Annotated in this window: 21 protein-coding genes and 2 riboswitches; of the genes, 13 read left to right on the top strand and 8 right to left on the bottom strand. The window is 68.3% G+C overall.

The window, feature by feature from the left end:
- Positions 1-171 precede the first annotated feature (171 nt).
- Entirely contained in the window at positions 172-1218 is a 1047-nt protein-coding gene (locus tag AC3WMR_RS12185) for a transporter (RefSeq protein WP_492265217.1), read from the bottom strand.
- Between the two features lie 118 nt (positions 1219-1336).
- On the opposite strand from AC3WMR_RS12185, the gene AC3WMR_RS12190 reads away from it, so the two are divergent.
- Positions 1337-2284 carry a Dyp-type peroxidase gene (locus AC3WMR_RS12190; RefSeq protein WP_492265218.1) on the top strand — a complete coding sequence of 316 codons (948 nt, stop codon included), beginning with the start codon at positions 1337-1339 and terminating at the stop codon, positions 2282-2284.
- 79 nt (positions 2285-2363) lie between these two features.
- On the opposite strand, the gene AC3WMR_RS12195 is transcribed toward AC3WMR_RS12190, so the two are convergent.
- Positions 2364-2810 (bottom strand): SRPBCC family protein, encoded by a 447-nt coding sequence (locus AC3WMR_RS12195; RefSeq protein ID WP_492265219.1) that lies wholly within the window; start codon positions 2808-2810, stop codon positions 2364-2366.
- Positions 2811-2956: 146 nt separating this feature from the next.
- Between AC3WMR_RS12195 and AC3WMR_RS12200 the strand changes: the two genes are divergently transcribed.
- Positions 2957-3451, top strand: coding sequence for a nucleoside deaminase (locus tag AC3WMR_RS12200; RefSeq protein ID WP_492265220.1), 495 nt, complete (start codon positions 2957-2959; stop codon positions 3449-3451).
- 42 nt (positions 3452-3493) lie between these two features.
- Here AC3WMR_RS12200 and AC3WMR_RS12205 read toward each other — a convergent pair whose 3' ends face one another.
- Positions 3494-5194, bottom strand: a complete 1701-nt coding sequence (locus AC3WMR_RS12205; RefSeq protein ID WP_492265221.1) for a M24 family metallopeptidase — start codon at positions 5192-5194, stop codon at positions 3494-3496.
- Between the two features lie 105 nt (positions 5195-5299).
- On the opposite strand from AC3WMR_RS12205, the gene pdxR reads away from it, so the two are divergent.
- On the top strand, positions 5300-6880 hold the full coding sequence (gene pdxR, locus AC3WMR_RS12210; protein WP_492265222.1) for a MocR-like pyridoxine biosynthesis transcription factor PdxR: 1581 nt from the start codon (positions 5300-5302) through the stop codon (positions 6878-6880).
- Here the strand turns inward: pdxR and AC3WMR_RS12215 are convergent, their stop codons facing one another.
- Entirely contained in the window at positions 6881-7696 is an 816-nt protein-coding gene (locus AC3WMR_RS12215; RefSeq protein WP_492265223.1) for an alpha/beta fold hydrolase, read from the bottom strand. It abuts the gene before it with no gap.
- A 228-nt stretch (positions 7697-7924) separates the two neighbouring features.
- On the opposite strand from AC3WMR_RS12215, the gene AC3WMR_RS12220 reads away from it, so the two are divergent.
- Together AC3WMR_RS12220 and AC3WMR_RS12225 are read left to right on the top strand one after the other, a co-directional pair.
- Entirely contained in the window at positions 7925-8527 is a 603-nt protein-coding gene (locus tag AC3WMR_RS12220; RefSeq protein WP_492265224.1) for a hypothetical protein, read from the top strand.
- Between the two features lie 174 nt (positions 8528-8701).
- Positions 8702-9445: a sulfite exporter TauE/SafE family protein gene (locus AC3WMR_RS12225; RefSeq protein WP_492265225.1), complete on the top strand. Its 744-nt coding sequence runs from the start codon at positions 8702-8704 to the stop codon at positions 9443-9445.
- Between the two features lie 3 nt (positions 9446-9448).
- Here AC3WMR_RS12225 and AC3WMR_RS12230 read toward each other — a convergent pair whose 3' ends face one another.
- Entirely contained in the window at positions 9449-10678 is a 1230-nt protein-coding gene (locus AC3WMR_RS12230; RefSeq protein ID WP_492265226.1) for a D-amino acid dehydrogenase, read from the bottom strand.
- 44 nt (positions 10679-10722) lie between these two features.
- Positions 10723-10813: riboswitch (glycine riboswitch) on the bottom strand.
- 1 nt (position 10814) lies between these two features.
- A riboswitch (glycine riboswitch) is annotated at positions 10815-10905 on the bottom strand.
- Between the two features lie 163 nt (positions 10906-11068).
- On the opposite strand from AC3WMR_RS12230, the gene ampC reads away from it, so the two are divergent.
- Positions 11069-12247, top strand: coding sequence for a class C beta-lactamase (ampC, locus tag AC3WMR_RS12235; protein ID WP_492265373.1), 1179 nt, complete (start codon positions 11069-11071; stop codon positions 12245-12247).
- Between the two features lie 29 nt (positions 12248-12276).
- Here the strand turns inward: ampC and AC3WMR_RS12240 are convergent, their stop codons facing one another.
- From AC3WMR_RS12240 to AC3WMR_RS12250, 3 genes are all read right to left on the bottom strand, one after another.
- Positions 12277-13275: a 3-hydroxybutyryl-CoA dehydrogenase gene (locus tag AC3WMR_RS12240; protein WP_492265227.1), complete on the bottom strand. Its 999-nt coding sequence runs from the start codon at positions 13273-13275 to the stop codon at positions 12277-12279.
- Between the two features lie 2 nt (positions 13276-13277).
- Entirely contained in the window at positions 13278-14375 is a 1098-nt protein-coding gene (locus AC3WMR_RS12245) for an NAD/NADP octopine/nopaline dehydrogenase family protein (RefSeq protein WP_492265228.1), read from the bottom strand.
- Between the two features lie 189 nt (positions 14376-14564).
- Positions 14565-15557 carry an AraC-like ligand-binding domain-containing protein gene (locus AC3WMR_RS12250; protein WP_492265229.1) on the bottom strand — a complete coding sequence of 331 codons (993 nt, stop codon included), beginning with the start codon at positions 15555-15557 and terminating at the stop codon, positions 14565-14567.
- 183 nt (positions 15558-15740) lie between these two features.
- On the opposite strand from AC3WMR_RS12250, the gene AC3WMR_RS12255 reads away from it, so the two are divergent.
- From AC3WMR_RS12255 to AC3WMR_RS12285, 7 genes are all read left to right on the top strand, one after another.
- Positions 15741-17141 carry a spinster family MFS transporter gene (locus AC3WMR_RS12255; protein ID WP_492265230.1) on the top strand — a complete coding sequence of 467 codons (1401 nt, stop codon included), beginning with the start codon at positions 15741-15743 and terminating at the stop codon, positions 17139-17141.
- Between the two features lie 151 nt (positions 17142-17292).
- Positions 17293-18177 carry a DUF2242 domain-containing protein gene (locus AC3WMR_RS12260; protein WP_492265231.1) on the top strand — a complete coding sequence of 295 codons (885 nt, stop codon included), beginning with the start codon at positions 17293-17295 and terminating at the stop codon, positions 18175-18177.
- Positions 18178-18346: 169 nt separating this feature from the next.
- The gene (locus AC3WMR_RS12265) at positions 18347-18772 is read left to right on the top strand and encodes a CopD family protein (RefSeq protein WP_492265232.1); all 426 of its coding nucleotides are present in this window, start codon (positions 18347-18349) and stop codon (positions 18770-18772) included.
- Positions 18773-18969: 197 nt separating this feature from the next.
- Positions 18970-19809 (top strand): MetQ/NlpA family ABC transporter substrate-binding protein, encoded by an 840-nt coding sequence (locus AC3WMR_RS12270; protein ID WP_492265233.1) that lies wholly within the window; start codon positions 18970-18972, stop codon positions 19807-19809.
- 7 nt (positions 19810-19816) lie between these two features.
- Positions 19817-20932, top strand: a complete 1116-nt coding sequence (locus AC3WMR_RS12275) for a methionine ABC transporter ATP-binding protein (protein WP_492265234.1) — start codon at positions 19817-19819, stop codon at positions 20930-20932.
- Positions 20913-21569 carry a methionine ABC transporter permease gene (locus tag AC3WMR_RS12280; protein ID WP_025135700.1) on the top strand — a complete coding sequence of 219 codons (657 nt, stop codon included), beginning with the start codon at positions 20913-20915 and terminating at the stop codon, positions 21567-21569. Before AC3WMR_RS12275 ends, AC3WMR_RS12280 begins: the two co-directional genes overlap by 20 nt.
- A gap of 46 nt (positions 21570-21615) precedes the next feature.
- Positions 21616-22806 carry a trans-sulfuration enzyme family protein gene (locus AC3WMR_RS12285; RefSeq protein ID WP_025135701.1) on the top strand — a complete coding sequence of 397 codons (1191 nt, stop codon included), beginning with the start codon at positions 21616-21618 and terminating at the stop codon, positions 22804-22806.
- The last annotated feature ends 24 nt before the right edge of the window (positions 22807-22830 follow it).

Here is a 22830-nt window from a genome sequence, read left to right on the forward strand (position 1 = left end):
ACGCCGTCTGCAAGAATGGGTCGACTTATAGCATTGCAAAATCCCGTTGGCGGGGGCCGGTAGCAAATGATTGCGCTTTTTGCGGCGCAGCAGATGAGGGCGGCGGGTGCGCCGTGCCAGCCGATTCCGGGTGGCCGGACGCGGGGGCGTTGGGCCGCGCTGCCGTGGTCTTCAGCCGCCGCGCCGCCGACGAAACGCCCACCAGCCCATCAGCCCCGTGAATGCGGCCACCAGCAGGCAGATGATCCAGAACCCGTGATGGTCGTCCGACAGCGGAATGCCGCCCACGTTCATGCCGAACAGGCCCGCCATGATGTTGATGGGCAGGGCCAGCACCGTCACCAGCGTCAAGGTGAACAGCGTTCGGTTGTTCTGTTCGTCCAGCCGCGCGGTCATTTCTTCCTGCAGCAGCTTGATGCGCTCGACCAGCCCGGCCATGTCGCCCAGCACCACCGAGAATTCCTCGGTGGATTCGCGCAGTTCCTGCACGTCGCGCGGCCGCAGCCATGCGGGCGGACGGGCCAGTAGCCGGAACACCGAGCCCGGCTCGGGCGCGAGCGTGCGTTGCAGGCGCACCAGCACTCGGCGGGTGCCGGCCAGGTCCAGGCGGCCGGGGCCGCCGCGCGACGCCAGGAAATGGTCTTCGATGCCATCGACGTCCACACTGGCCTTGCGCACGATCTCCATCATCAGGTCGGCCTGGTCGCGCATCAGGTGCGCCAGCAACTGGGCGGGCGACTCGAACGGCTCGCCGCGCCGCACGTGCTCGCGCAACCGATCCAGCGACCGCAGCGGCTTGCGCCGCAGCGTCACCAGCAGCCGGCGGTGGGCGCACACCCACAGCGTCGACACCTGGGCGGGCGTACGGTCGAAGTCGAAGATCACGTCGTTGAACACCGCCACCAGCGCGCCTTCCTGCTGCTCGATACGCGTGGAATGGGCGTCATCGCCCAGCATGGCGATGAAGGTGTCCGGCAGGTCCAGGTGGGCCTGCAGCCAGCGCACGCAGCCGGCCTGCGACAGGTTCAGGTGCAGCCACAGGAAGGCGCCGTCGTCCGGCGGGGCCTCGGGGCCGGTGGCCCGGCCGCGTTCCAGCAGGTCCGCGAGTGCGGGCGGGGCGATTTCGGTGGCGGCGCCGCCGCCCGCCGCGAAGCGGAATGCGCAGATCAGGCCGGAAATGTCGGATTGGTAGTCGGCCGGGGCCGCGGGCGTCGTCATGAGGCGCGATGGTGACGCCAAAGCGTGACAGTTCTGAGACAGTGCGCCCGGCAGCCCGCGTGGCATCAGCTATATTTCAAGCGCGTTTCCTTCCCGCCTTTCCAGACCCAGACATTCCATGCCCGAAAAACCCGTCGAACCCCAAGCCGTCCTCAGCCCCAACGCCCGCTATGCGATCTTCCTGGTCGCCACGTTGAACCCCGGCGCCGACAACGCTGCCACCGTGCGCGCCTGGTGCGAAGACGTCGCCGCGCTGGTCCGCACGGTCGGTACCCGCGCCGTGGCAGCCGACCTGTCCTGTATCTGCGGTTTCAGCTCATCCGCCTGGGACACGCTGTTCGGCGCGCCGCGCCCGGCCTCGCTGCATCCGTTCCGCGAATTCGGCTCGGGCGACCGGGTGGCCGTGTCCACCCCCGGCGACATCCTGCTGCACATCCGCGCCGAAGCCATGGATGCCTGTTTCGAATTGGCCACGCTGCTGGTGGCCGGCCTGGGCACGGCCGCCAAGGTGGTCGACGAAGTGCATGGCTTCCGCTATTTCGACCGCCGCGCCATCATCGGTTTCGTCGACGGCACCGAAAACCCGCAGGGCTTCGAGCTGGCCGACTTCACCCTGATCGGCGACGAAGACCCGGCCTTTTCGGGCGGCAGCTACGTGCTGGTACAGAAGTACCTGCACGACATGACCGCCTGGGAAGCCCTGCCGACCGAGCAGCAGGAACGCATCATCGGCCGGCGCAAGCTCACCAACGTCGAGCTGCCCGACGACGTCAAGCCGTCGTATTCGCACAGTTCGCTGACCACGCTGGACGAGGGCGGCCAAGAGGTCAAGATCCTGCGCGACAACATGCCGTTCGGCCGCCCGGGCTCGGGTGAATTCGGCACCTACTTCATCGGCTATGCGCGTTCGCCCGCACCCATCGAGCAGATGCTGGAAAACATGTTCGTCGGCCGTCCTGCGGGCAACTACGACCGCCTGCTGGATTACAGCCGCGCGGTCACCGGCGGCCTGTTCTTCGCGCCGTCGGCCGAGCTGCTCGAAGCGCTGGCCGAACGCGAACGCTGACGCGCCTTGCGGGGGCGGCCGCCAGGCGAATGATGGCGCGGCGCGTGGCCGCCCGCGCGCACCCCGCAGCCAGGCGCCGTCAATCCGGAATCTGCGGTTCCACCAGCCGCATCAGCTGGGCCAGGGATTCCTGCCAGCCCAGGTAGCACATCTCGGTGGGAATCACCGCCGGGATGTTCTCCTGCACCACGGTCATTTCCGTGCCGCAGGACACCTTGCGCAGCGTGATGGTGGTCTGCATCTGGCCCGGCAGGTCAGGATCGTCGAACTGGTCGGTGTAGCGAATTTTCTCGTTCGGCACCAATTCCAGGTACTTGCCGCCGAAGTCGTGGCGATGGCCGGTGCCAAAATTGCGGAACGACATCCGGTGCGAGCCGCCCACCTTGGCGTCCAGTTCGTGGACCAGGCAGGTGAAGCCATACGGGGGCAGCCAGCGCACGACGGCATCCGGCTCGAGAAAGGCGCGGTACACGCGGTCGGGGGCGGCACGCAGCACGCGGTGCAAAGTTACGGTTCCTGTCGTCATGGTCATTTCCGCCTTGAAGGGAAAGTGGGGGGATGTACTGGCTCGACGCATGAGCCTCCCGCAAATCGACAGGACATGGATCAGGATAAACCCTAGGGTGTCAGGGGGGCATCATCGCCCCGGCGCCACGCAAAAGGAGCACAGGCATGATCTCTGCACAAGACAGGCTTTACCTGGCGCGCTGCGTCGAATTGGCGCGGCAGGCGTTGGCCCAGGGCGACGAGCCCTTCGGTTCGCTGCTGCTGTCGGCCGACGGCCAGGTGCTGTTCGAAGACCGCAACCACGTGGCCGGGGGCGACCACACGCGCCATCCGGAATTCGAGATCGCACGGTGGGCCGCCGCCAACCTGACGCCCGCCCAGCGCGCCGCCAGCACCGTGTATACGTCGGGCGAGCACTGCGCCATGTGCGCCGCTGCGCACGGCTGGGTCGGGCTGGGCCGCATCGTCTACGCCAGTTCCACCCCGCAATTGAGCGCATGGATGCAGGAACTGGGTTTTCCCGCGCCGCGGGTCAAGGCACTGCGCATCACCGATGTCATCACCGACACGCCGGTGGACGGGCCGGACGCGGAATTGGCCGAACAGGTCGGGGCGCTGCACCGGGCGCGCCAGCGGCCGGCGGGGGCGGGGTCGGCCTGATGGGCAACTGACCCGCCTGACGGGCCTGACCCAGCCGGCCGCCTAGCGCAGCAGCACGTCTTCGTAGAACGCGCCGATCGGTAGCGTCCGGTCGCGCACCTGGATCTCCAGTACCCAGATGCCGTCGGCCGGCACGAAGTCGGCGTCTGCCAACTGGTGCTTGCCATACAGCGCATGCGGAAAATCCGCCACGCGGTGGCCGGGAATCTCGCGCACCAGTTCGCAGCCGTGTTCACGCGCATAGGCTTCGGCGCGGTCGTACAGGGCCGCGCCGCTCAGGCCTTGCAGCCAGGCCTCGCGGGTGCGGGCGAACACCTGGCGGGCGGCCTCGGCGCAGCGCTGGCGGTCGGCGTCCGCGCCCACCACGAAGGTGTCGCCATAGTCGCCTTCGTAGCCGTCCCAGACCGGGCCGATGTCCACCACGAACATGTCCTTGTCGCCCAGCCGGCGCTGGAAGTCGGTGGGATGCACGGCGGGTGACTGCGTGTCGGCGCCGAAGCGCACGTAGGTCGGATGCCAGTTGTGCGATGCGCCCATGCGGCGCAGGTGCGCGTCGGCCGCGGTGATGGCTTCGCGCGTGGTCATGCCGGGCTGGATCAGCGCGGCGATCTCGCGCACCGCCGTCAGCGACCGCCGCCGCGCACGCAGAATGCCGTCCATGGTGAAGCGCGGGCTGACCCGTTCCCACGGGTGGGCCGGGGCGGGCGCCACGACGGGGCCGGCGCCGGTCGCGGGCACGAAGGCTTCGGACAGAAAGCGGTCGTCGGGCAGGCCGGCGTGGCGCAGCCGGTCGCGCGCCGCGCGCACCATGGCGGGGTTGCCGCAGGCGTAGACCACCGTGCGCGCCCAGTCGTGGCCGGCCGCCGCGGCCCTGTCCTGCACGTAGGCATGGGCCTGCGGGGGCGCACCGGCGTCGTCTTGCGGCACCACCGCATGCCATTGAAAGCCGCCCTTGCCCAGCAGGGCATTGAGCATCGGCGCGGCATAGCAGTCGTCGGCCGAGCGGCCGCCCCAGTACAGCGTCACGTTCTTGATGGCCGGGCTTTGCAGCCCGGCCATCAGGATCGGGTACACGCCCGCATAGCCCGTGCCCGTGGCCAGCAGCACCAGGTGTTCGATGTCGTCCGGCCAGCCTTCGTCTGGCCAGGTGCAACCGCCCAGCGGACCTTCCAGCGCCAGGGTGTCGCCCTGCATCAGGCGCGGCAGCAGGCGTTCGGTGAAGCCGCCGCCGGGCATGCGGCGGATCTGGAATTCCAGCCGGGCCGGGCCCGCGGCCGACGGCAGGCTGGCAATGGAAAAAGGCCGCCGGCTGCCGTCTTCCAGCAAGAATTCGACGTGTTGGCCCGGTTGCCAGGCGAAGGCGTCTTCGCCCTGCACCTGCACGATCAGCTGGGTCACGTCTTCGGTCAGCGGCACGCGCGACACGACGACGGCCTCGCGGCGCTGCGCTTGCAGGGCGGGTTCGCGCCAATGCGGAAAGCGCAGCGCCAGGTCGCCCGCCGCGCGGCACTGGCACATCAGCAGTTCATCGTCGGCGGTGACGTACGTGCGTTCGGTGGGCGGGGCCAGGCGTTCGTGGCAGCCGTCCACCACCGTGGCCCGGCACGAGCCGCATTCGCCGCGCTGACAGGAAAAAGGCACCGGCACCCCCTGGGCCAACGCGGCGTCCAGCAGCGTCGTCGTGCCGTCGGTGGTGAAGTGGCCGGTGTCGAGGGTGATGGTGTATAGGGAGGGCGTGGTCATGGCGCGTTTCCGTTGATAGACCCGTGGGGGGCGCATGGAGCGCAATGTAGCGATAGAATGGCTTTGTCTGCCAGGGCCATTTTTATGAATATGACCAAGCCACTTATGCAGGATGCAACCGGAGGTAGCCACCCGGAAACCCCGCCCGACACGCGGCGGGTTTCCCGCCGGGCGGCCCTGCGGGAAACCCGCCAGGAAGCCAGCCTGGACTTGCCGCTGGACCCGCCCCGGGCCGGGGAATCCAAGCAGACCTGGGTCTACCGCCAGATCCGCGAGCGCATCCTCAAAGGCGTGCTGCCCTCGGGCAGCCGGCTGCCGTCCACGCGCAGCCTGGCCGGACGCTGGCATATCGCGCGGTCCACCGTCGAATCCGCCTACGATCAGTTGCACAGCGAAGGCTATACGGCGGGCACGGTCGGGTCGGGCACCTATGTGGCGGCGGTCATTCCCGATAATTTCTTTCGCGATGGCTTGCCCGGCGAGGCGGCGCAAGGGGGCGGCCACTTGGCCACGCCGGCAGTGCCTGGCGCATCCGCTCCGCCACCGCGTGCCGTATCGGTACGCCCGGCAACCGGCCTGCCGCCGGTGCCGCCGCCGCGTTCAGAGCCGCCTTTCACGGCCCGCAGCGCCGATGCCTCGCTGTTCCCGATGGCGGCATGGAGCAAGGGGCTGACGGCCAGTGCCCAGCGCGTCACGCCGTCGCAACTGGCCAACGAGGAATCGCAGGGCTGGCGGCCGCTGCGCGAGCAGATTGCGCGTTACCTGGGCGCGGCGCGCGGCATCGCCTGCGATGCCGACCAGGTAGTGGTGCTGACCGGCATCCGCGACGGCATCGATCTGAGCGCCCGCGTGCTCTTGTCGCCGGGCGACAAGGTGCTGGTGGAAGACCCCGGCTACCTCAACGCCGTGCCGCTGTTCAGCCAGTACACGCGCCGCATCACGCCCATCGCCATCGACGAGCACGGTTTTTCGGTGGCCAGCGCCCGCCGCCAGCGCGGCGTCAAGCTGGTGCACGTCACGCCCGCGCATCAGTCGCCCACCGGCGTCACCATGCCCGTGTCGCGCCGCCTGGAACTGCTGGATTGGGCCGCGCAGACCGGCAGCTGGATCCTGGAAGACGACTACGACAGCGAATTCAACTACGACAGCGCGCCGCTGGCCGCCCTGAAAAGCCTGGACAGCGCGGACCGCGTGATCCACTGCGGCAGCTTCAACAAGACCCTGTTCAACGCGCTGCGCATCGGCTATGCGGTGCTGCCGCGGCCGCTGGTGGCGGCGTTCACGCGGACGCGCCACACCACGGGGCGGTCCAACAGCATCATCGAACAGATGACGCTGGCCAACTTCCTGGAAGACGGCAGTTTCGCCCGCCACGTGCGCCGCGCGCGGCCCGTCTACGCGGCCCGGCGCGACCTGCTGCTGCGGCTGCTGCAACAGGCCGCAGGCCCGTCGCCGCTGCGCGTCAGCGGCGAGCAGGCGGGCTTTCACCTGGTGTGGTGGCTGCCGCCCGGCATGGACCTGGCGGACCTGCTGCGCCGTGCACAGGCACGCGGCATCGGCATCCAGTCGGTGGCCGACTTCTGCCTGCGCGTGACGATGCCGCCCGGCGTGGTCATCGGCTACAGCGCGCGCAGCGAGGCCGAACTGGAACAGGTGGGGGCGCTGCTGCGCGGGGCCGATGCCTGATCAAACGGCTTTGTCCGCCAGGAACGCCTCGATCAGTGTCGCAAACGCCGGCGGGCATTCCTGCATCGGGTAATGGCCGCAGTTCGGCATCACCCGCAGTTGGGCGTTCGGATGCCACGCCAGGAACGTCTGCCGCATGGCGACTTCGTCCAGCCCCGGGTCCTTGTCGCCCACGATCACCAGGTACGGCGTCGTCAGCCCGCGCACCTCGTCTACGAAATCCGTGTGGACCAGCATGTCCAGGTAGGGAATGCGGCAAGCGGGGGCCACCGACGCGCGATGCCGCCGCAGCTTGGCCTGCGCCCAGCCGCGGCCCAGGCCACCGGTCACGTATTGCATCAGGCGGCAAAAGGCCTCGTCGTCGTGCGCCGTGCTGGCAAAGAACGCATACGCGTCCGGGCCCAGTCGATTGCCCGCAGCCGACACCGGGCACACGGCAATCGCCCGCTTGATGCGGTCAGGCGCATTCGCCGCCAGGCGCTGCGTGACCATGCCCGTCATCGAATGTCCCAGCACGTTAAAGCGCGGCCAGCCCAGGTGGTCGGCCAGCGCCAGGCAATCGGCGGCGATCTCATCGACCGTGCAGGCGCCCGTCAGGGGGCGCGACAGGCCATAGCCGCGCAGGTCCGCGAACACATAGGTGCAGGCGTCGCCGTCCAGATAGGGCGTCATCGCGGCGTAGTTGCCATGGTCGCCCAGCCAGTCGTGCAGCACCAGCACAGGTTCCGGGCCGTGGCCGTGGCGGACAAAGCCCAACAGGCTGGCCGCGGCGGCATCGTTGCCGGCGTTCGGATGGGAGGAGGGGGGATGGGTCATTTCAAGGGTTCCTTCTGGGTTGGAAAAAGCCAAAAGAAACGCCCTCCCGGCGGACCGGGAGGGCGTCTTGAAAGAAGCATCATCATATCGGGTTGGCGGGCGAAAATCCAATGCCTGGAATAATCCTGACGCGCGCGCCGTGGGTAGCCCGGCGCAACCCGCGCGTTGTAGCAAAATAACGGCGCCGTGATCACTTACAACACGGCACGTGCGACACAGGAATTTTCCATGCCCCAGCTCGACCCTTACCCAGTGGACGTCTTGCGGGACCGCTTTGCCCGCTTCGGCGAACTGCGCCCGCAAGGCCGCGACGAATGGCGCGGCGAAATCCCGCTGCCCGACGCGCTGGCCGATTTCTATGCCCGCATCGGTCCGTTGGGACAGACGTACCACGCGCACATCGGCCCGGTCGGCATCACGCTGTCGGAAACCAATGTGTGTTTCCCCGCGCTCAGCCGCCTGTGGGATCTGCAGGCCGGCTACCGCTGGGATGCCTCCAACGGCCAGCGGGTGCCGGCCTGGCAGGACAACTGGCTGGTCATCGCCGACCTGAACGCCGATCCCTTCATCCTGGACACGGGTAGCGGCCGCATCCTGTATGCGATGCACGGCACCGGCAAATGGGAACCCGACGACATCGCGCCGGACCTCTGGACGCTGGCCGCCGCCCTGGCCGCCGTGGGCGAGGTCTACCTGGACGCGGACGAAGACCTGCGCAACGACGACTGGGAGATCAAACCTTCCTACCGCGACGCCGTGCTCGACCGACTGACCCCCGTGCTGGGCGACCGGGGCGAGGCCGAAAGGTTCTACGAGGTTCTGCAAGGCTAGCCTGAACGCTTGCGTGCCGGGTTCGACCGCGCGCGCAACGCTTCGGCGCGCCATTATCGAAAACCTATTCCCTCATCAGCACTTCAAATAACCTTGCGCGCCGTACCTGCCTAGAATCCCCGGTCATGACAGCAAGAGGCCGCAACCGGCCCCGGAATCAAGGAGACAGCAGGGATGGATGCGGTATGGGTAGTGGCGCTTGGCGCGGCGGTGGCGGGCTTCGTGCAGGGGCTGTCGGGCTTCGCGTTCGGCATGGTGGCCATGTCGTTCTGGGCCTGGGTGCTGGACCCGCGTCTGGCCGCCGCGCTGGCCGTCTTCGGCGCCTTGACCGGGCAACTGCTGGCCGTGTTCTCGGTGCGCCGGGGCTTTGACTGGCAACTGCTGTGGCCTTTCCTGATCGGCGGCCTGGCCGGCATTCCGCTGGGCGTGCTGGTGCTGCCGCACCTGGACATGGACTGGTTCAAGGCGGTGCTGGGCGCCTTGCTGGCCTTGTGGTGCCCGGTCATGCTGATGTCGCAGCGGCTGCCGCGCATCGGCGGCAACCGCCTGGGCGATGGCGCCGTGGGTCTGGTCGGCGGCGTGCTGGGCGGCATCGGCGGTTTCGCGGGCAGCGTGCCCACGCTGTGGTGCACGCTGCGCGGCTTCAACAAGGACACGCAGCGCGCCGTGATCCAGAACTTCAACCTGGCCATGCTGTCGGTGACGATGGCCACCTACCTGGCCACCGGCATCGTCACCCGCGACATGGCACCCATGTTCGCCGTGGTGGCGCCGGCGATGCTGATCCCCACGCTGCTGGGCACCCGCCTGTACATCGGCATTTCCGAGGTGACGTTCCGGCGCACGGTGCTGGGGCTGCTGACGTGTTCAGGGCTGACCTTGCTGGCGTCGTCGGTGCCGCAGTTGCTGGCGCGGTAGGCGCTACGCCAGCGCGACCCCGTCCCGCACACTCGCCGCCAGCATCTGCGCCGTTGCTGCCGACAAGGTCCACCCCAGATGCCCATGCCCGGTGTTGTAGAACACGCCGGGCCGCTTGCCCGGGCCGACGCGCGGCATCATGTTGGGCGTCATGGGGCGCAGGCCGCACCAGGGCACCACGCGTGACGTGCGTACGCCGGGGAAGTGCTTGCGGGTCCAGTCCACCAGCGGCTGGATGCGTTCGGCGCGGATGTCCATGTTGAAGCCGTTGAATTCCGCCGTGCCGGCCACGCGGAAGCGGTCGCCCAGGCGGCTGGTGACGATCTTGGCGGCCTCGTCGAGCAGGCTGACGGTGGGGGCGGCGGCGCGGCTGTCGGGCTCGTCCAGGTGCACGCTGATGGAATAGCCCTTGACCGGGTAGATGTTCAACGAGTCGCCCAGCCGGCGCGCGAACTGGCGGCTGGCGGCCCCCGCGCAGATGACGATGGCGCTGGCCTCGTGCTGTTCGTGTTGCGTGCCGCCTTCGCGGGCAATGTCCAGCACGTAGGGCAGGCCGTCGCGGCTGATGGCGCGGATGTCGGCGTCCTGCTCGAAGCGCACGCCGCGGCGCTCGCAGGCACGGGCCAGGCCGCTGGTGAATTTGTGGATGTCGCCGGTGGCGTCGGACGGCGTGTAGAAGCCGCCATGGCACGCCGTTTGCAGCGCGGGTTCGATGGCGCGTGCTTCGTCGGGCGTGACCGCGTGGCGTTCCAGTCCGCCTTCGCGCAGCAGCGCGTTGGCGCGGCGTGCGGTCTCGAAGCTGGCGGCGTCGTGGTAGATGTGCAGGATGCCGCGCCGTTCCAGGTCGAAGTCGATGCCTTCTTCCTCGGCCATGGCGTACAGGTGCTGGCGCGCCTCGATGGCCAGCCGGGTGGTGGCGATGGTGTTCTGGCGGTAATTGCGGATCTGCCCCATGAACTGGGCCAGCCACGAATACTTGTGCCAGGAGAAGCGCGGGTTGAGCAGCAGCGGCGCATTGCGGCGGCCCAGCCAGCGCAGGCCCTTCATGACGGTGGCGGCGCTGTTCCAGACTTCGGCGTTGCTGGCGGACAGCTGGCCGCCGTTGGCATAGGACGTTTCCATGGCGGGATAGCGCTGGCGGTCGTAGACCGTGACGTCGTAACCCAGTTTGCTCAAGGCGTACGCAGACGTGACGCCGGTGATACCGGCGCCGATGATGGCGATGCGGGGCATGGTGGCTCCAGATAGCGTGGCTGCGGCCAACCGGCAGCAGCACCCCATCTGTCTTGGTACCTGAGAGCTTCACCCGGGCGGTGTGCGCCGCGGGATCCCCTTCGGTGGGCGCGCTTGGCGCCTCTCTCCAGATTGTCTACACCGCGCAGTCCTGTTGCCTGAGAGTTTCCGGGGCGGTTGCTCCGTCGGCGCCCGCCACGGGGGCGAGTCTCTTCTGCGGGGTTTTGAATCGACCGAAGCAGGATAGCCAAATTTTCGGCCGGGCGAGACTTAGGGTTAGTACTAGGATGTGCCAATTTCGTCCTACACTGGGCGCCATTCGGCCGGCGCCAGCCGGTGTGACGCGATAGGAAGAATGGCATGCGCCTGAGGGAAAGATTCCGTACTTCGATGTGGTTCCTGGCCCTGGCCGCAGGCGCCGGGCCCGCCCTGGCGGCGGGGCAGCCAGCGCCAGCGTCGTCCGCGCCCCGCGCACCCGTCGCTGCGGTGCCGCCGCAGGCTACTGATGAGGCGATCAACGCCGCCGTCGCCGAGGTCATGCGCCAGTACGACATCCCCGGCATGGCGATCGCCGTCACCCGCAACGGCGAGCAGCGCTTTTTCAACTACGGCGATGCCTCGCGCGCACCGCGCAAGCCGGTATCGCCCGACACGCTGTTCGAGCTGGGCTCGATCAGCAAGACTTTCACCGTGACGCTGGCGGGTTATGCAGAGGCCACGGGCAAACTGTCGTTGGGCGACACCCCCGCCAAGTACGTGCCCGAACTGCAAGGCAGCGCGTTCGCCAAGACCACGCTGGTCAACCTGGCCACGCACACGGCGGGCGGTTTTCCCTTGCAGGTGCCGGACGCCGTGCAGGACACGGCCCAGCTGATGGCCTACTTGAAGGCCTGGACGCCGCAATATGCGCCCGGCACGCACCGCACCTATGCCAACCCCAGCATCGGCATGCTGGGCGTCGCGGCCGCGCGCAGCCTGGGCCAGCCCTACGTGGCGGCGCTGGAGCAGGGCCTGTTGCCCAAGTTGGGCCTGCGCAGCACCTATGTGAACGTACCGCCTGAAAAAATGCCGGACTACGCCTGGGGCTACAACAAGCAGAACGCGCCGGTGCGGGTGAATCCGGGCGTGCTGGCGGACGAGGCCTATGGCGTGAAATCGACCGCCCGCGACATGATCCGCTTTGTCGAGGTGAACCTGGGCGTGGCGCCCGTGGAGGCCGCCATCCAGCGCGCGATCGCGGCCACGCACACGGGCTACTACCAATTGGGCGCGATGACGCAGGACCTGATCTGGGAGCAGTACCGTTATCCGGTGTCGGTGGATGACCTGGTGGCCGGCAATTCTGCCAAGGTGGCCTTCGAGACCTTGCCGGTGCAGGCCTTGCAGCCGCCGAGCGCGCCGCAGCCCGCGACGTGGATCAACAAGACCGGCGCCACCAACGGCTTTGGCGCCTACGTGGCCTTCGTGCCGTCGCGCAAAGAGGGCATCGTGATCCTGGCCAACCGCAACTATCCCAACGAGGCGCGCGTGCGGCTGGCATTGCGGGTGCTGGAGATGCTGGATCGTTGACAGCGGGCAGGCAGCGGGGCAGCGCCCCTTTACCGCACGTCGCCCATTTCCCGAGCCCCGTCATGACGCGGCAGCATGCCCATGATGCGCAACCGGTCGCACAGCTCCCCCAGCCGCCGCAGCTTGTAGGCGTCCACGTCCATGCCGGCGTAGTCGTAGAAGCCCTGGCCTTCGCGCAGGCCGTTGCGGCCGGCTTCCATGTTGCGCGCGATGATGTCCGGCGCGGCAAAGCGTGGGTCGATGGCATCGGCCAGATAGCGGGACGCGTAATGCAGGATGTCGCCGCCGCCCCAGTCGATGAATTCCAGCAGGCCCAACACCGAGAAGCGCAGGCCGAAGCCCAGCCGCACGGCGGTATCGATGTCTTCGGCGCTGGCCACGCCTTCCTCGACCATGCGGGCCGCCTCGTTCATGGCCAGGGCCTGGATGCGCGGTACGATGTAGCCGGCCGCCGGCGCGCATTGCACGGGCGTCTTGCCGGCCAGCCGCAGCACCGCCAGCAGGTCCTGCAACGCGGCGTCCGCCGTCTGCGGGCCGCGGCTCACTTCCACCAGCGGAATGAGATACGCCGGGTTGAGCCAATGCGCATTCAGGAAGCGGGCAGGCGTGTGCACCAACGCGGCTAGTTCGGTCACCAGGAAGGTGGACGTGGTGGACGCGATGACGCTGTCCGGCGCGCAGGCCCGCCCCAGCCAGGCGAAGGTGTCGCGCTTGACGTCCAGGCGTTCGGGCACGGCTTCGAACACGACCCGGGCGTGGGCCAGGTCCACGCGGGCGTCGTCGCGGGTGGTCAGGCGCACGCGGCCCAGCGCAATGTCGGCCTGTGCCGCGTCCAGCAGGCCCAGCCGCGTCAGCGTGACCAGTTCGCGCCGCAGGTCGCCCAGCACCCGCGCGAAATATTCGGCCTGTTCGCCGCGTTCGCGCGGCTTGATGTCGATCAGGGTGACGGGCAGCCCGGCATGGATGTACGACAGCGTGATGCCGATGCCCATGCGGCCGGCGCCGACCACGCACAAGGTCTTGTCCATGGTCAGGCCCCTTGCGCCAGCAACGCGGCCATGGCGCTGCGCGACAGGCCGTGCAGGCCCAGGGCTTCCAGCGTGCGGCCTTCGGCATACAGGTCGCGGCCCGTCACGGCCGAGGCCAGGCTGAGCAGGCCCTGCGCCACCGGCGTGGGCACGCCGGCCCAGCGGCCCGTCGACACCAGAAACGACAGGCCCAGCCGCGTGTCTTCCAGCATGTAGCGGTGGCGCGCCAGGTCGATGTTCTCGCGCCAGTCGCCGCTGTCGGTCAGCTTGCCGTGCGCGCCGCGGCCGTACATCCATTCATCGCCCGCGGCGGCGTAGTGGTCGGCCAGCGGAAAGTGCGGCGCCGCATAGCCCAGCGCCGTGCGCACGGCGATGCGTTCGGCGTCCAGCGCGTCGGTCACGCGGCGGATGGACGGTTGCGTGCCTTCGTTGTGGATGTCCCACTTGTCGAAGTGTTCCAGCGGGCCGGCGTTCATCAGGATCAGCGGCGGATGGATCACCGGCCCTGCGTTCATCAACGCGCCCGACAGGGCGTCTTCGATCGGCTCGATGCTGGGGTAGGCCTGCGCCAGCACTTCCAGGGCGGGGCCGGACAGGCGGCCGGGAAAGACGCCGGTGGGCAGGCGCGTGGCGTAGGCGCTGATCACGACGCGGTCGCCGTGCTTGCGCGCCAGGTAGGGCAGGGTGCCGGTCTCGGCAAAGGCCACCTCGGCCGGGTTGCCGGCGTCTTTCAGGGCGCGGGCGAACAGCAGGCTGCCGAAGGTGCCGGGCGGCAGGAACACCACCTGGCCGTCTTGCAGGTGCGGCGCCAGGTCAGGCGCCAGGGCGGCGTGGGACGTGGCCGGCAGCGGAATCACCAGCAACTGCGCGCCGTCTGCCGCGGCGCCCAGGTCAGCCGCCAGCGCCAGCTGGCCGGGGCCGTCGCCCAGCGGGATGCGGCGCGTGCCGCGATAGTCGGTCACCGTGAGGGCGCCGGCCTGGCGCAGGCTGTCGAACGCGGCCCCGTCGCGGCGCCACAGCCGCACGCGATGCCCTTTTTCCACCAGGTCGGCCGCCGCCGCGTAGCAGCCGTGGCCGCCGCCAATAACGCCGATGCGCATGATCAAGCTCCTTCGATAGAGGCTTTGATCCTAGCGATGGGACAAGGCGCGGTCTGCGCCGAACGCGCAGGCGGGATACCGGATCGGCAAGCAAATGCAGGGCGGCGAGGTGCGTGCCATGGCAGCGGCCGCAGTCTGGCGGCGATCAGGCAGCGACCAGGCACTGCTTCAAGCGCCAGCCCGCCGCCATCAGGGCGTACAGGCGCGGCGCTGCCTGAGCGTGTCGGACGGCAGGCAGCCATACCGCTTGCGGTAATGCGTGGCGAAGTGGCCGAAGCTGGTGACGCCGCAGCGCAGCAGGATGTCGGTGACGCTGTCGCCGTCCCGCGCTTGCCCCAGCGCGGCGTGCGCCAGCGCCAGTCGGCGGTTGCGCAGGTAGTCGCTGGGGCTTTGCTTGAGGAACTGCGTGAAGCCGTTCTGCAAGGTGCGGATGGACACGCCGCAATGCGCCGCCAGTTCAGTCAGGGCAATGGGCGCGTCGATGTGTTCTTCGATGTAGTCGCGGGCGCGGCGCACGTGCTGGGGCAGCGGCTGGCGGCGGTCGGCGCGCACCGCATCGGAATAGTTGTGCGGCAGCTGGGTCAGCAGCAACGACACCAGATAGTCCGAAAAGCCCGCGGCCAGCGTCTGCGTCACGCCTTCGATGGCGGGGTGGCGGTACAGGCGGCACACGTAGTCCAGCGTTTCCTGCACGGCCGCCAGGCCCGCCGAGCCCGGGGCGGCTTCCAGGTCGAACACCAGCGGCTGCTTGACCGGCCGGTCCAGCAGTTGCTGCAGGTGGCGCTCCAGGGCCTGGCGTTCGATGCGCAGGATCAGGCTGCGGCAGTCCTGGCCGATGCGGATGATGCTGCGTTCGGACGGCGACGAAATGGTCAGGCTGCCTTCGCGTAAGCGCGCGCTGCGCTTGCCCAGCGTGACCAGCCCGGCGCCTTGCAGCGTGACGCGCACCAGGTAGTAGCGGGCGATGTCGCCGGCATCGATTTCGACGTCGGCGCCGTAGTGCAGGTCGAACAGCGCGGCGGTGCCGAAGAACACCCCGTACAGCCGCGAGCGCATGGGCTCGCCCGGGGCCACGCACATGCGGTGCGACCACAGGTGCTGGCTGACCTGGTCCGTGATTTCAGAGACATTGCCCGAATTGAGCAGGCAATGGCGTTGTAGCGGATAGGTGTCTTGGAACATGCTTTCCTGCGCCCCGGGAATAGCCGTTGCGCGCCCGGTATAGAGCCGGTGGGCGCAAAGGCCTACAAAAGATGCAGCCATGCGGGCCTGCCGACGCAAGCCCGGATTGGCGAACCAGACAAGGGGACGCAGCCGCCACCCTGGCGGGGCCGGCGCGATCCCGTTGCGATACAAGGGAAAAACATGATGGGCGACCCCCGAAACGACGCGGCCAAGACCAGCTATGCCTACGAGTGGTATGTCGTCCTGATCTGCATGCTAGCGTACATATTTTCGTTCGTCGACCGGCAGATCCTGGCCTTGATGATCGAGCCCATCAAGCACGACCTGCAACTGTCGGACACGCAGTTCAGCCTGTTGCACGGGTTGGCGTTTTCGCTGTTCTACGCCTTCATGGGCATTCCCATCGCGCTGCTGGCCGACCGGTATTCGCGGCCCCGCATCATCGCCATCGGCGTGGCGTTCTGGAGCCTGGCCACCGCGGCCTGTGGCCTGTCGCGCAGCTTCGCGCAGATGTTCCTGGCGCGCATCGGCGTCGGCGTGGGCGAGGCCGCGCTGTCGCCCGCCACCTATTCGATGCTGAGCGACATGTTTCCGCGCCACAAGCTGGGCCGCGCGGTGGGCATCTATTCCATCGGCTCGTTCATCGGCGGCGGCATGGCCTTCCTGATCGGCGGCTACGTCATCAACCTGCTCAAAAGCGTGGACAGCGTGTCGGTGCCGCTGCTGGGTGCGCTGCGACCCTGGCAGGTGACCTTCTTCATCGTCGGCCTGCCCGGGCTGCTGGTGGCACTGCTGATTCTGCTGACCGTGCGCGATCCGCAACGCCGCGGCGTGCGCCGCGATGCGGCCGGCCAGGCGCAAAAGCCTTCGGTGGGCGAGACCTTTCGTTTCCTGGGGCGTCACCGCGGCACGTTCTTCTGCCACTACCTGGGGTTTTCGTTCTACGCCATGATCCTGTTCTGCCTGCTCGGCTGGACGCCGGCTTTCTACATGCGCAAGTACGGCCTGTCGCCGGTGGACGTGGGCTACATGCTGGGCGTGGTGGTGCTGGTGGCCAATACGGCCGGCGTATTCTGCGGCGGCTGGCTGATGGACTGGCTGGCCAAGCGCGGCTACAGCGATGCGCCGCTGCGCGCCGGCGTCATCGGCGCAGTCGGCATGGCCGTGCCCGCCGTGGCGTTCACACAGGTCGACGGCCTGTGGCTGTCGGTGGGCCTGCTGCTGCCGGCGATGTTCTTTGCCTCGTTTCCCATGCCCACGTCCACCGCCGCGATGCAGATCCTGCCGCCCAACCAGCTGCGGGCGCAGGTGTCGGCGCTGTTCCTGTTGATCTCGAACCTGATCGGCCTGGGGGCGGGCACGACGGCCGTGGCCTTGCTGACGGATCGCCTGTTCAAGCTGCCCGCGGCGGTGGGCCATTCCATGTCGCTGCTGATCGGGGTGGCCACGCTGTTGTGCGTGGGTCTTCTGGCCGTGGGCTGCGGCAAGTATCGGCGCAGTCTGGTGCGGGAAGAGACCCTGGCGGAGCACGGGCCGACCCCGGGCGGCGCGGCGCCCGTGCCGGCGCGGGCTACGCCTTGACACATAAGGGTTACGGCATGTGCCCGCAGGCATCGACGCCCCATATGGGCTATAAAGCTGTTTCAACTCATCACTGCGCAGGCTCACGCGGGCGACGCACGCTCGGCCCTTGGCCGATAATCCCCCCGTCGCCCCGAAGCCGGATTTTTTCATGCCCCGCGTCACCCCTCGTTTTGCCCTTCCGTTGTGCGCTGCCCTGGCAGCCGTCCTGGCGGGATGCGCCGCTCCCAAAGCCGCCTTCGAAAAAGAAGACTTCACCCAGAACGACACCTACTCGCGGTCGGTCGCGGCGGGCAGCACCACGGCGTGCGACGCCGGGCGGCGGGCCTTGCTCAGCCAGGGCTACAACATCGACAAGTTCGAAGGTTCGCGCGTCACCGGCCACAAGAATTTCCAGGGCGACGACGGCCAGCACACGCAGATCAGCTTCAACATCGATTGCGCCTCGGACGGGGCCGCCAACGAGCGCGCCACCGTGTTCGCCAACGCCGTGCAGGACCGCTATTCCATCAAGCGCACCTCCAGTTCGGCCAGCGTGGGCGTGAGTGTGCTGGGGCAGGTATCGATGCCGTTCGGCGCCAGCGACGATTCGCTGGTCAAGACGGCCAGCCAGACCGTGTCGCGGCCGGCGTTCTATGAAGGCTTCTTCCAGCTGTTGCAGCGCTTCCTGCCGGATGCGCAGGCCGCGGCGGCGCCCCACGTGCCGCCGCCCGGCCGCGGCAAGGCCGCCGCGCCCAAGCCGCCCGCCGACCCCGTGACCACGCCGGACGCGCCGGCCGATACGCTCAATCCGTCCACGGCCAGCGGTGCGCCGGCGGCCGGCGACAAGCCCGCGGCCGAGCCGGCCCGGGCACTGCCTGCCGCGGCACCCGCCAACGCTGCCGGGGCGTCCACCGCGCCGGCCAGCCCGGCGGTGAAGGGGGATTCGGCGGTTCCGGCTGCGGCGGCCTCCAGCCCCACCACGCCTGCCGCGGCCACGCCGGCAGCGACGCCCGCCACGCCTGCCACGCAGCCGGCGGCCGACGCCGCCAAGTAACTTCCCCGACTGGCGGCGCAGACCGTTTCCTCCAACAGGCGGTGCAGGCCGCCGCCACGGCGGGACTCACACGCGGCCTTGGCGCCCGGCGTCATCGCGTTTGCCCCAGCGCAAACCCGGGCCGCAATACCGCCCCGCATCGGTCCGCCGTCCGGCGATAATGCCGCGCATGACCTACCAACTCCTGAAAATGTTGCATGTCGCCGCCGTGGTCGCATGGCTGTGCGGCTCGTTGTTCGTGTCCCTGTTCCTGTTGTCGTCGCAGCCGCCCGACAGCGACGAGGCGCCGAAGGAACGCAAGATGCTGGGCGCGCTGCGCCGCTGGACACTGTTCGTGACCACGCCGGCCATGGTGCTGGCCTGGCTGGTCGGCCTGCACCTGGCCATGACCTTTGGCTGGTTCGCCATGGACTGGCTGTGGATCAAGGTGGCGCTGGCGGTGGCACTGTCGGCGCTGCTGGGCATCCAGAGCGCCGCGCTGCGCCGCCTGGCCCAAGGCAGCGCCAAGCGACCGCCCTTGGTCGATCTGTATGCGCCGTTCACTGTCATTGCGGCTGCGGTGATCGTGACGCTGGTGGTCGTCAAGCCGTTCTGAATGCCAGGCTGGCGGACCGGGACCCTGCGCCCGTCCGCTCCAAGCGGTTCCTGCTTTTCGCACCGCCGCCATATGCGCCCGCCACATAACCAAACACCCCTGTAATAAGGACTCAACCAACTATTCGTTCGTGCGCGCAAGGGCCATCCCTAGAATCGTCTCTCTCATAACCGGTTTGACTTAGAGGCGATTTCCATATGACTCCCCGTACTTTCTCCGCCCGCACGGGCACGCTCATCAAGGGTCTGCTGGGCGCCGTGCTGGCCGCTGCGGCGATGTTCCACGGACCGGCGTTCTCGGCCGATCCCAAGCCCCTGAAGGTGGGCGTGCGCGGCGGCGTCGACGAGCAGATCTGGGAAGTCGTGGCGCAGGTCGCCAAGAAGAATGGCCTGGCCGTCGAACCGATCGTCATCACCGGCACCGCCAGCCCCAACGAGGCGCTGAACAACGGCGATCTGGACGCCAACGCCTTCCAACACATTCCCTTCCTGAACGACCAGATCAAGCAGCGCGGCTACAAGCTGGTGTCGGTGGCCAACACGCTGATCTCGCCCATCGCGTTCTATTCCAGGAAGTACAAGTCGCTGAAAGACCTGCCCAACGGCGCCAAGGTCGGCATTCCCAACGACCCCAGCAATCAGACCCGCGCGCTGGTGATCCTGCGCGACAACGGCCTGATCACGCTGCGCGACGGTTTCGATCCGGCCACGGGCACTGCAACCCTGGCGGACGTGACGTCCAATCCCAAGAAGCTGGACTTCGTGGAAAGCGCCTCGGTGGTGCTGGCCCGCTCGCTGCCTGACGTGGATACCGCGGCCATCGTCAACAGCTTTGCCTACCAGGCCGGGCTCATCGCCACCCGCGACGGCATCGCGGTCGAGAAGAAAGAAAACAACCCGTACGTGAACATCATCGCCGTGCGCGAAAAGGACAAGAACGCGCCGTGGGTGCCGGAACTGGTCAAGGCCTACCACTCCGAGGAAGTGCGCCAGTTCATCCTGAGCAAGTACGAAGGCTCGGTGATTCCGGTCTTCTAAGCGCGTCATGATCCAACACGAGTTTTCCCTGCCGCACGAGGCCGCGCAGGCCGAGGCCGGCGCGGCGCCGGATGCGCACATCGTCTTCGAAGGCCTGCAGAAGCACTATCCTGGCCCGCAGGGCCCGGTGGCAGCGCTGTCGGACATTTCGTTTTCGATCTCGCGCGGCGAGGTGTTCGGCATCATCGGGCGCAGCGGCGCCGGCAAGTCGACCCTGCTGCGTTCCATCAACATGCTTGAGCGGCCCAGCGCCGGCCGGGTGCGGGTGGACGGCGTGGACGTCGGCAGCCTGGACGAAGACGCGCTGGTGGGCCTGCGCCGCCGCATCGGCATGATCTTCCAGCACTTCAACCTGCTGTCGGCCAAGACCGTGGCGGAAAACGTGGCCCTGCCGCTGCGCGTGGCGGGCGTGAAACCGGCCGCGGCGCGGGCCCGGGTCGATGCGTTGCTGGACCTGGTGGGGCTGCGCGACAAGGCGGATACCTATCCGGCCAAGCTGTCGGGCGGCCAGAAGCAGCGCGTGGGCATCGCCCGGGCGCTGGTGCATAACCCCGAAATCCTGCTGTGCGACGAAGCCACGTCCGCGCTGGACCCGGAAACCACGCAGTCCATCCTGGCGCTGCTGCAGGACATCAATCGCAAGTTGGGCCTGACGGTGGTGCTGATCACCCACGACATGGCGGTGATTCGCGAGGTCTGCCACAAGGTGCTGGTGCTGGACGGCGGCCGCAAGGTGGAACACGGCGACGTCTGGCGCGTGTTCGGCGATCCGCAGGCCGATGCCACGCGCGCCTTGCTGCGGCCCTTGCAGCACGACCTGCCGGCGGACCTGGCGGCGCGGCTGGTGCCCGACCTGCAAGGCCTGGAAGGCCGGTCGGGCGTGGCCGTACTGCGCCTGCGCTTTACCGGCCAGGGCCGCCCCGAAGGCGTGTCCCTGCAAGCGCTGGCAGCGCTGGGGCCGGGCGCGACGCTGCTGCACGGCGGGCTGGACCGCCTGCGCGGCCATGCCCAGGGCAGCCTGCTGGTATCGGTGCCCGCTGCGGTGCTACAGGAAGAGGCCGCGCGCGCCGCGCTGGTGGCCGATCAGATCAAGGTGCTGGGATATGTCGCTGTCGATGCTTGATAAATACGCGCAGGCCTTCCTGCAGACGCTGACGATGGTGGGCATTTCCGCCGCCATCGCCATCATCGCCGGCCTGACGCTGGCCGTGGTGCTGACGGTGACCGCGCCCGGCAACCTGTACCCCAAGCCGCGCCTGAACAAGGCGCTGTCGGTCACCGTGAATACCTTTCGTGCCATTCCCTTCATCATCCTGCTGGTGGCGATGCTGCCGTTCACGCGGATGCTGGTGGGCACCACGCTGGGCACCTGGGCCGCGATCGTGCCGCTGTCGGCCAACCTGGTGCCGTTCTTTGCGCGCATCGCCCAGGTCAGCCTGAACGACGTCGACCACGGGCTGGTGGAAGCCGCCCGCGCCATGGGCTGCCGCCGCTGGCACATCGTGCGCCACGTGCTGCTGCCCGAGGCGTTGCCCGGCATCATCGGCGGCATGACCGTCAGCGTCATCGCCATGATCAACGCGTCGGCCATGGCCGGCGCGGTGGGCGCGGGCGGCCTGGGCGACCTGGCCATCCGTTACGGCTACGAGCGTTATGAAACCCGCGTGATGTTCGAAGTGATCGTCATCCTGATCGCGCTGGTGTCGATCGTGCAATTCACCGGCGAATGGCTGTCGCGCCGCGCCGACCACAAGCGTTGAGGGCGCGCCGCGCCGTCCGCATCCTGACTTTTCCTGGAGCCTTCTCATGTCCGATTCGCCCCAACACGGTTTTGCCACCCGCGCCATCCACCTGGGCTACGAGCCGCTGGACGAGCAAGGCGCGTTGTCGCCGCCGCTGTACCTGACGTCCACCTACACGCAGGACAGCATCGAGGCCTTCGACCAGATCCGCCTGGGCGAGAAGGCCGGCTACGTCTATGGCCGCACCCGCAACCCCACGCAGGCGCTGCTGGAAGAGCGGCTGGCGTCGCTGGAAGGCGCCGAGGCCGGCGTGGTGACGGCATCCGGCATGGCGGCCATTTCGGCCACGCTGCTGTCGCTGTTGCAAAGCGGCGACGAGATCGTGGTGGACCAGATCGTCTATGGCACCGCCTTCACGCTGTTCGCGCAGGGCCTGCCGCGCCTGGGCATCCGCGCCGTGTTCGCGGACTTCACCCGTCCGGAAACGGTCGCCGCGGCCATCGGCCCCAAGACCCGCGCGGTCTACTTTGAAACGCCGGCCAACCCCAACCTGCGGCTGGTGGACATTGCCGCGGTGTCGGCGATTGCGCGCGGCAAGGGTTTGTTGACCATTGTCGACAACACCTTTGCCACGCCGGTGCTGCAACGCCCGCTGGAACACGGCGCCGACATCGTGCTGCATTCGGCCACCAAGTACCTGGGCGGCCACGGCGACCTGCTGGCCGGCGCCGTGGTGGGGCGCAAGGAACATATCGATGCGATCCGGCTGCAAGGCCTGCGCTACTTCACCGGCGCGACGTTGTCGCCGTTCACCGCATTCCTGGTGCTGCGCGGCATCAAGACGCTGGAACTGCGGGTGGAACGCCACAGCGAATCGGCGTTGAAGGTGGCCAAGTTCCTGCGTGAACATGCGGCCGTGGCCGACGTGTTCTATCCCGGCCTGGCGGGCACCGCGGGGGCCGAGATCGCTCAGCGCCAGCAGGCGGCGGGCGGCGGCCTGGTGGCGTTCGAACTGAAAGGCGGGCTGGACGCCGGCCGGCGTCTGCTCAACAGCCTGAAACTGGCGCGCATCGCCGTCAGCCTGGGCGATCCGGAAACGCTGATCCAGCATCCGGCATCGATGACGCACGCCAGCTACACCGCCGAAGACCGCGAGAAATATGGTTTGTCGGAAGGACTGCTGCGTCTGTCGGTGGGCTTGGAAACCGCCGCGGATATCCTGGCCGACCTGAAACAGGGGCTGGATCGGGTGTAGGCGCTGCGAGGGGGCGTGGTGCCG

This window comes from Achromobacter sp. FW305-C-28 (assembly GCF_058783235.1).

Coding starts and splice junctions, on each gene's coding strand:
- AC3WMR_RS12285 (WP_025135701.1), top strand. CDS start 21,616: ATGTCCGATTCGCCCCAACACGGTTTTGCCACCCGCGCCATCCACCTG.
- AC3WMR_RS12245 (WP_492265228.1), bottom strand. CDS start 14,375: ATGCGCATCGGCGTTATTGGCGGCGGCCACGGCTGCTACGCGGCGGCG.
- AC3WMR_RS12265 (WP_492265232.1), top strand. CDS start 18,347: ATGACCTACCAACTCCTGAAAATGTTGCATGTCGCCGCCGTGGTCGCA.
- AC3WMR_RS12280 (WP_025135700.1), top strand. CDS start 20,913: ATGTCGCTGTCGATGCTTGATAAATACGCGCAGGCCTTCCTGCAGACG.
- AC3WMR_RS12255 (WP_492265230.1), top strand. CDS start 15,741: ATGATGGGCGACCCCCGAAACGACGCGGCCAAGACCAGCTATGCCTAC.
- AC3WMR_RS12250 (WP_492265229.1), bottom strand. CDS start 15,557: ATGTTCCAAGACACCTATCCGCTACAACGCCATTGCCTGCTCAATTCG.
- AC3WMR_RS12185 (WP_492265217.1), bottom strand. CDS start 1,218: ATGACGACGCCCGCGGCCCCGGCCGACTACCAATCCGACATTTCCGGC.
- AC3WMR_RS12190 (WP_492265218.1), top strand. CDS start 1,337: ATGCCCGAAAAACCCGTCGAACCCCAAGCCGTCCTCAGCCCCAACGCC.
- AC3WMR_RS12225 (WP_492265225.1), top strand. CDS start 8,702: ATGGATGCGGTATGGGTAGTGGCGCTTGGCGCGGCGGTGGCGGGCTTC.
- AC3WMR_RS12195 (WP_492265219.1), bottom strand. CDS start 2,810: ATGACGACAGGAACCGTAACTTTGCACCGCGTGCTGCGTGCCGCCCCC.
- AC3WMR_RS12275 (WP_492265234.1), top strand. CDS start 19,817: ATGATCCAACACGAGTTTTCCCTGCCGCACGAGGCCGCGCAGGCCGAG.
- AC3WMR_RS12270 (WP_492265233.1), top strand. CDS start 18,970: ATGACTCCCCGTACTTTCTCCGCCCGCACGGGCACGCTCATCAAGGGT.
- AC3WMR_RS12215 (WP_492265223.1), bottom strand. CDS start 7,696: ATGACCCATCCCCCCTCCTCCCATCCGAACGCCGGCAACGATGCCGCC.
- AC3WMR_RS12240 (WP_492265227.1), bottom strand. CDS start 13,275: ATGGACAAGACCTTGTGCGTGGTCGGCGCCGGCCGCATGGGCATCGGC.
- ampC (WP_492265373.1), top strand. CDS start 11,069: ATGTGGTTCCTGGCCCTGGCCGCAGGCGCCGGGCCCGCCCTGGCGGCG.
- AC3WMR_RS12205 (WP_492265221.1), bottom strand. CDS start 5,194: ATGACCACGCCCTCCCTATACACCATCACCCTCGACACCGGCCACTTC.
- AC3WMR_RS12200 (WP_492265220.1), top strand. CDS start 2,957: ATGATCTCTGCACAAGACAGGCTTTACCTGGCGCGCTGCGTCGAATTG.
- pdxR (WP_492265222.1), top strand. CDS start 5,300: ATGCAGGATGCAACCGGAGGTAGCCACCCGGAAACCCCGCCCGACACG.
- AC3WMR_RS12230 (WP_492265226.1), bottom strand. CDS start 10,678: ATGCCCCGCATCGCCATCATCGGCGCCGGTATCACCGGCGTCACGTCT.
- AC3WMR_RS12260 (WP_492265231.1), top strand. CDS start 17,293: ATGCCCCGCGTCACCCCTCGTTTTGCCCTTCCGTTGTGCGCTGCCCTG.
- AC3WMR_RS12220 (WP_492265224.1), top strand. CDS start 7,925: ATGCCCCAGCTCGACCCTTACCCAGTGGACGTCTTGCGGGACCGCTTT.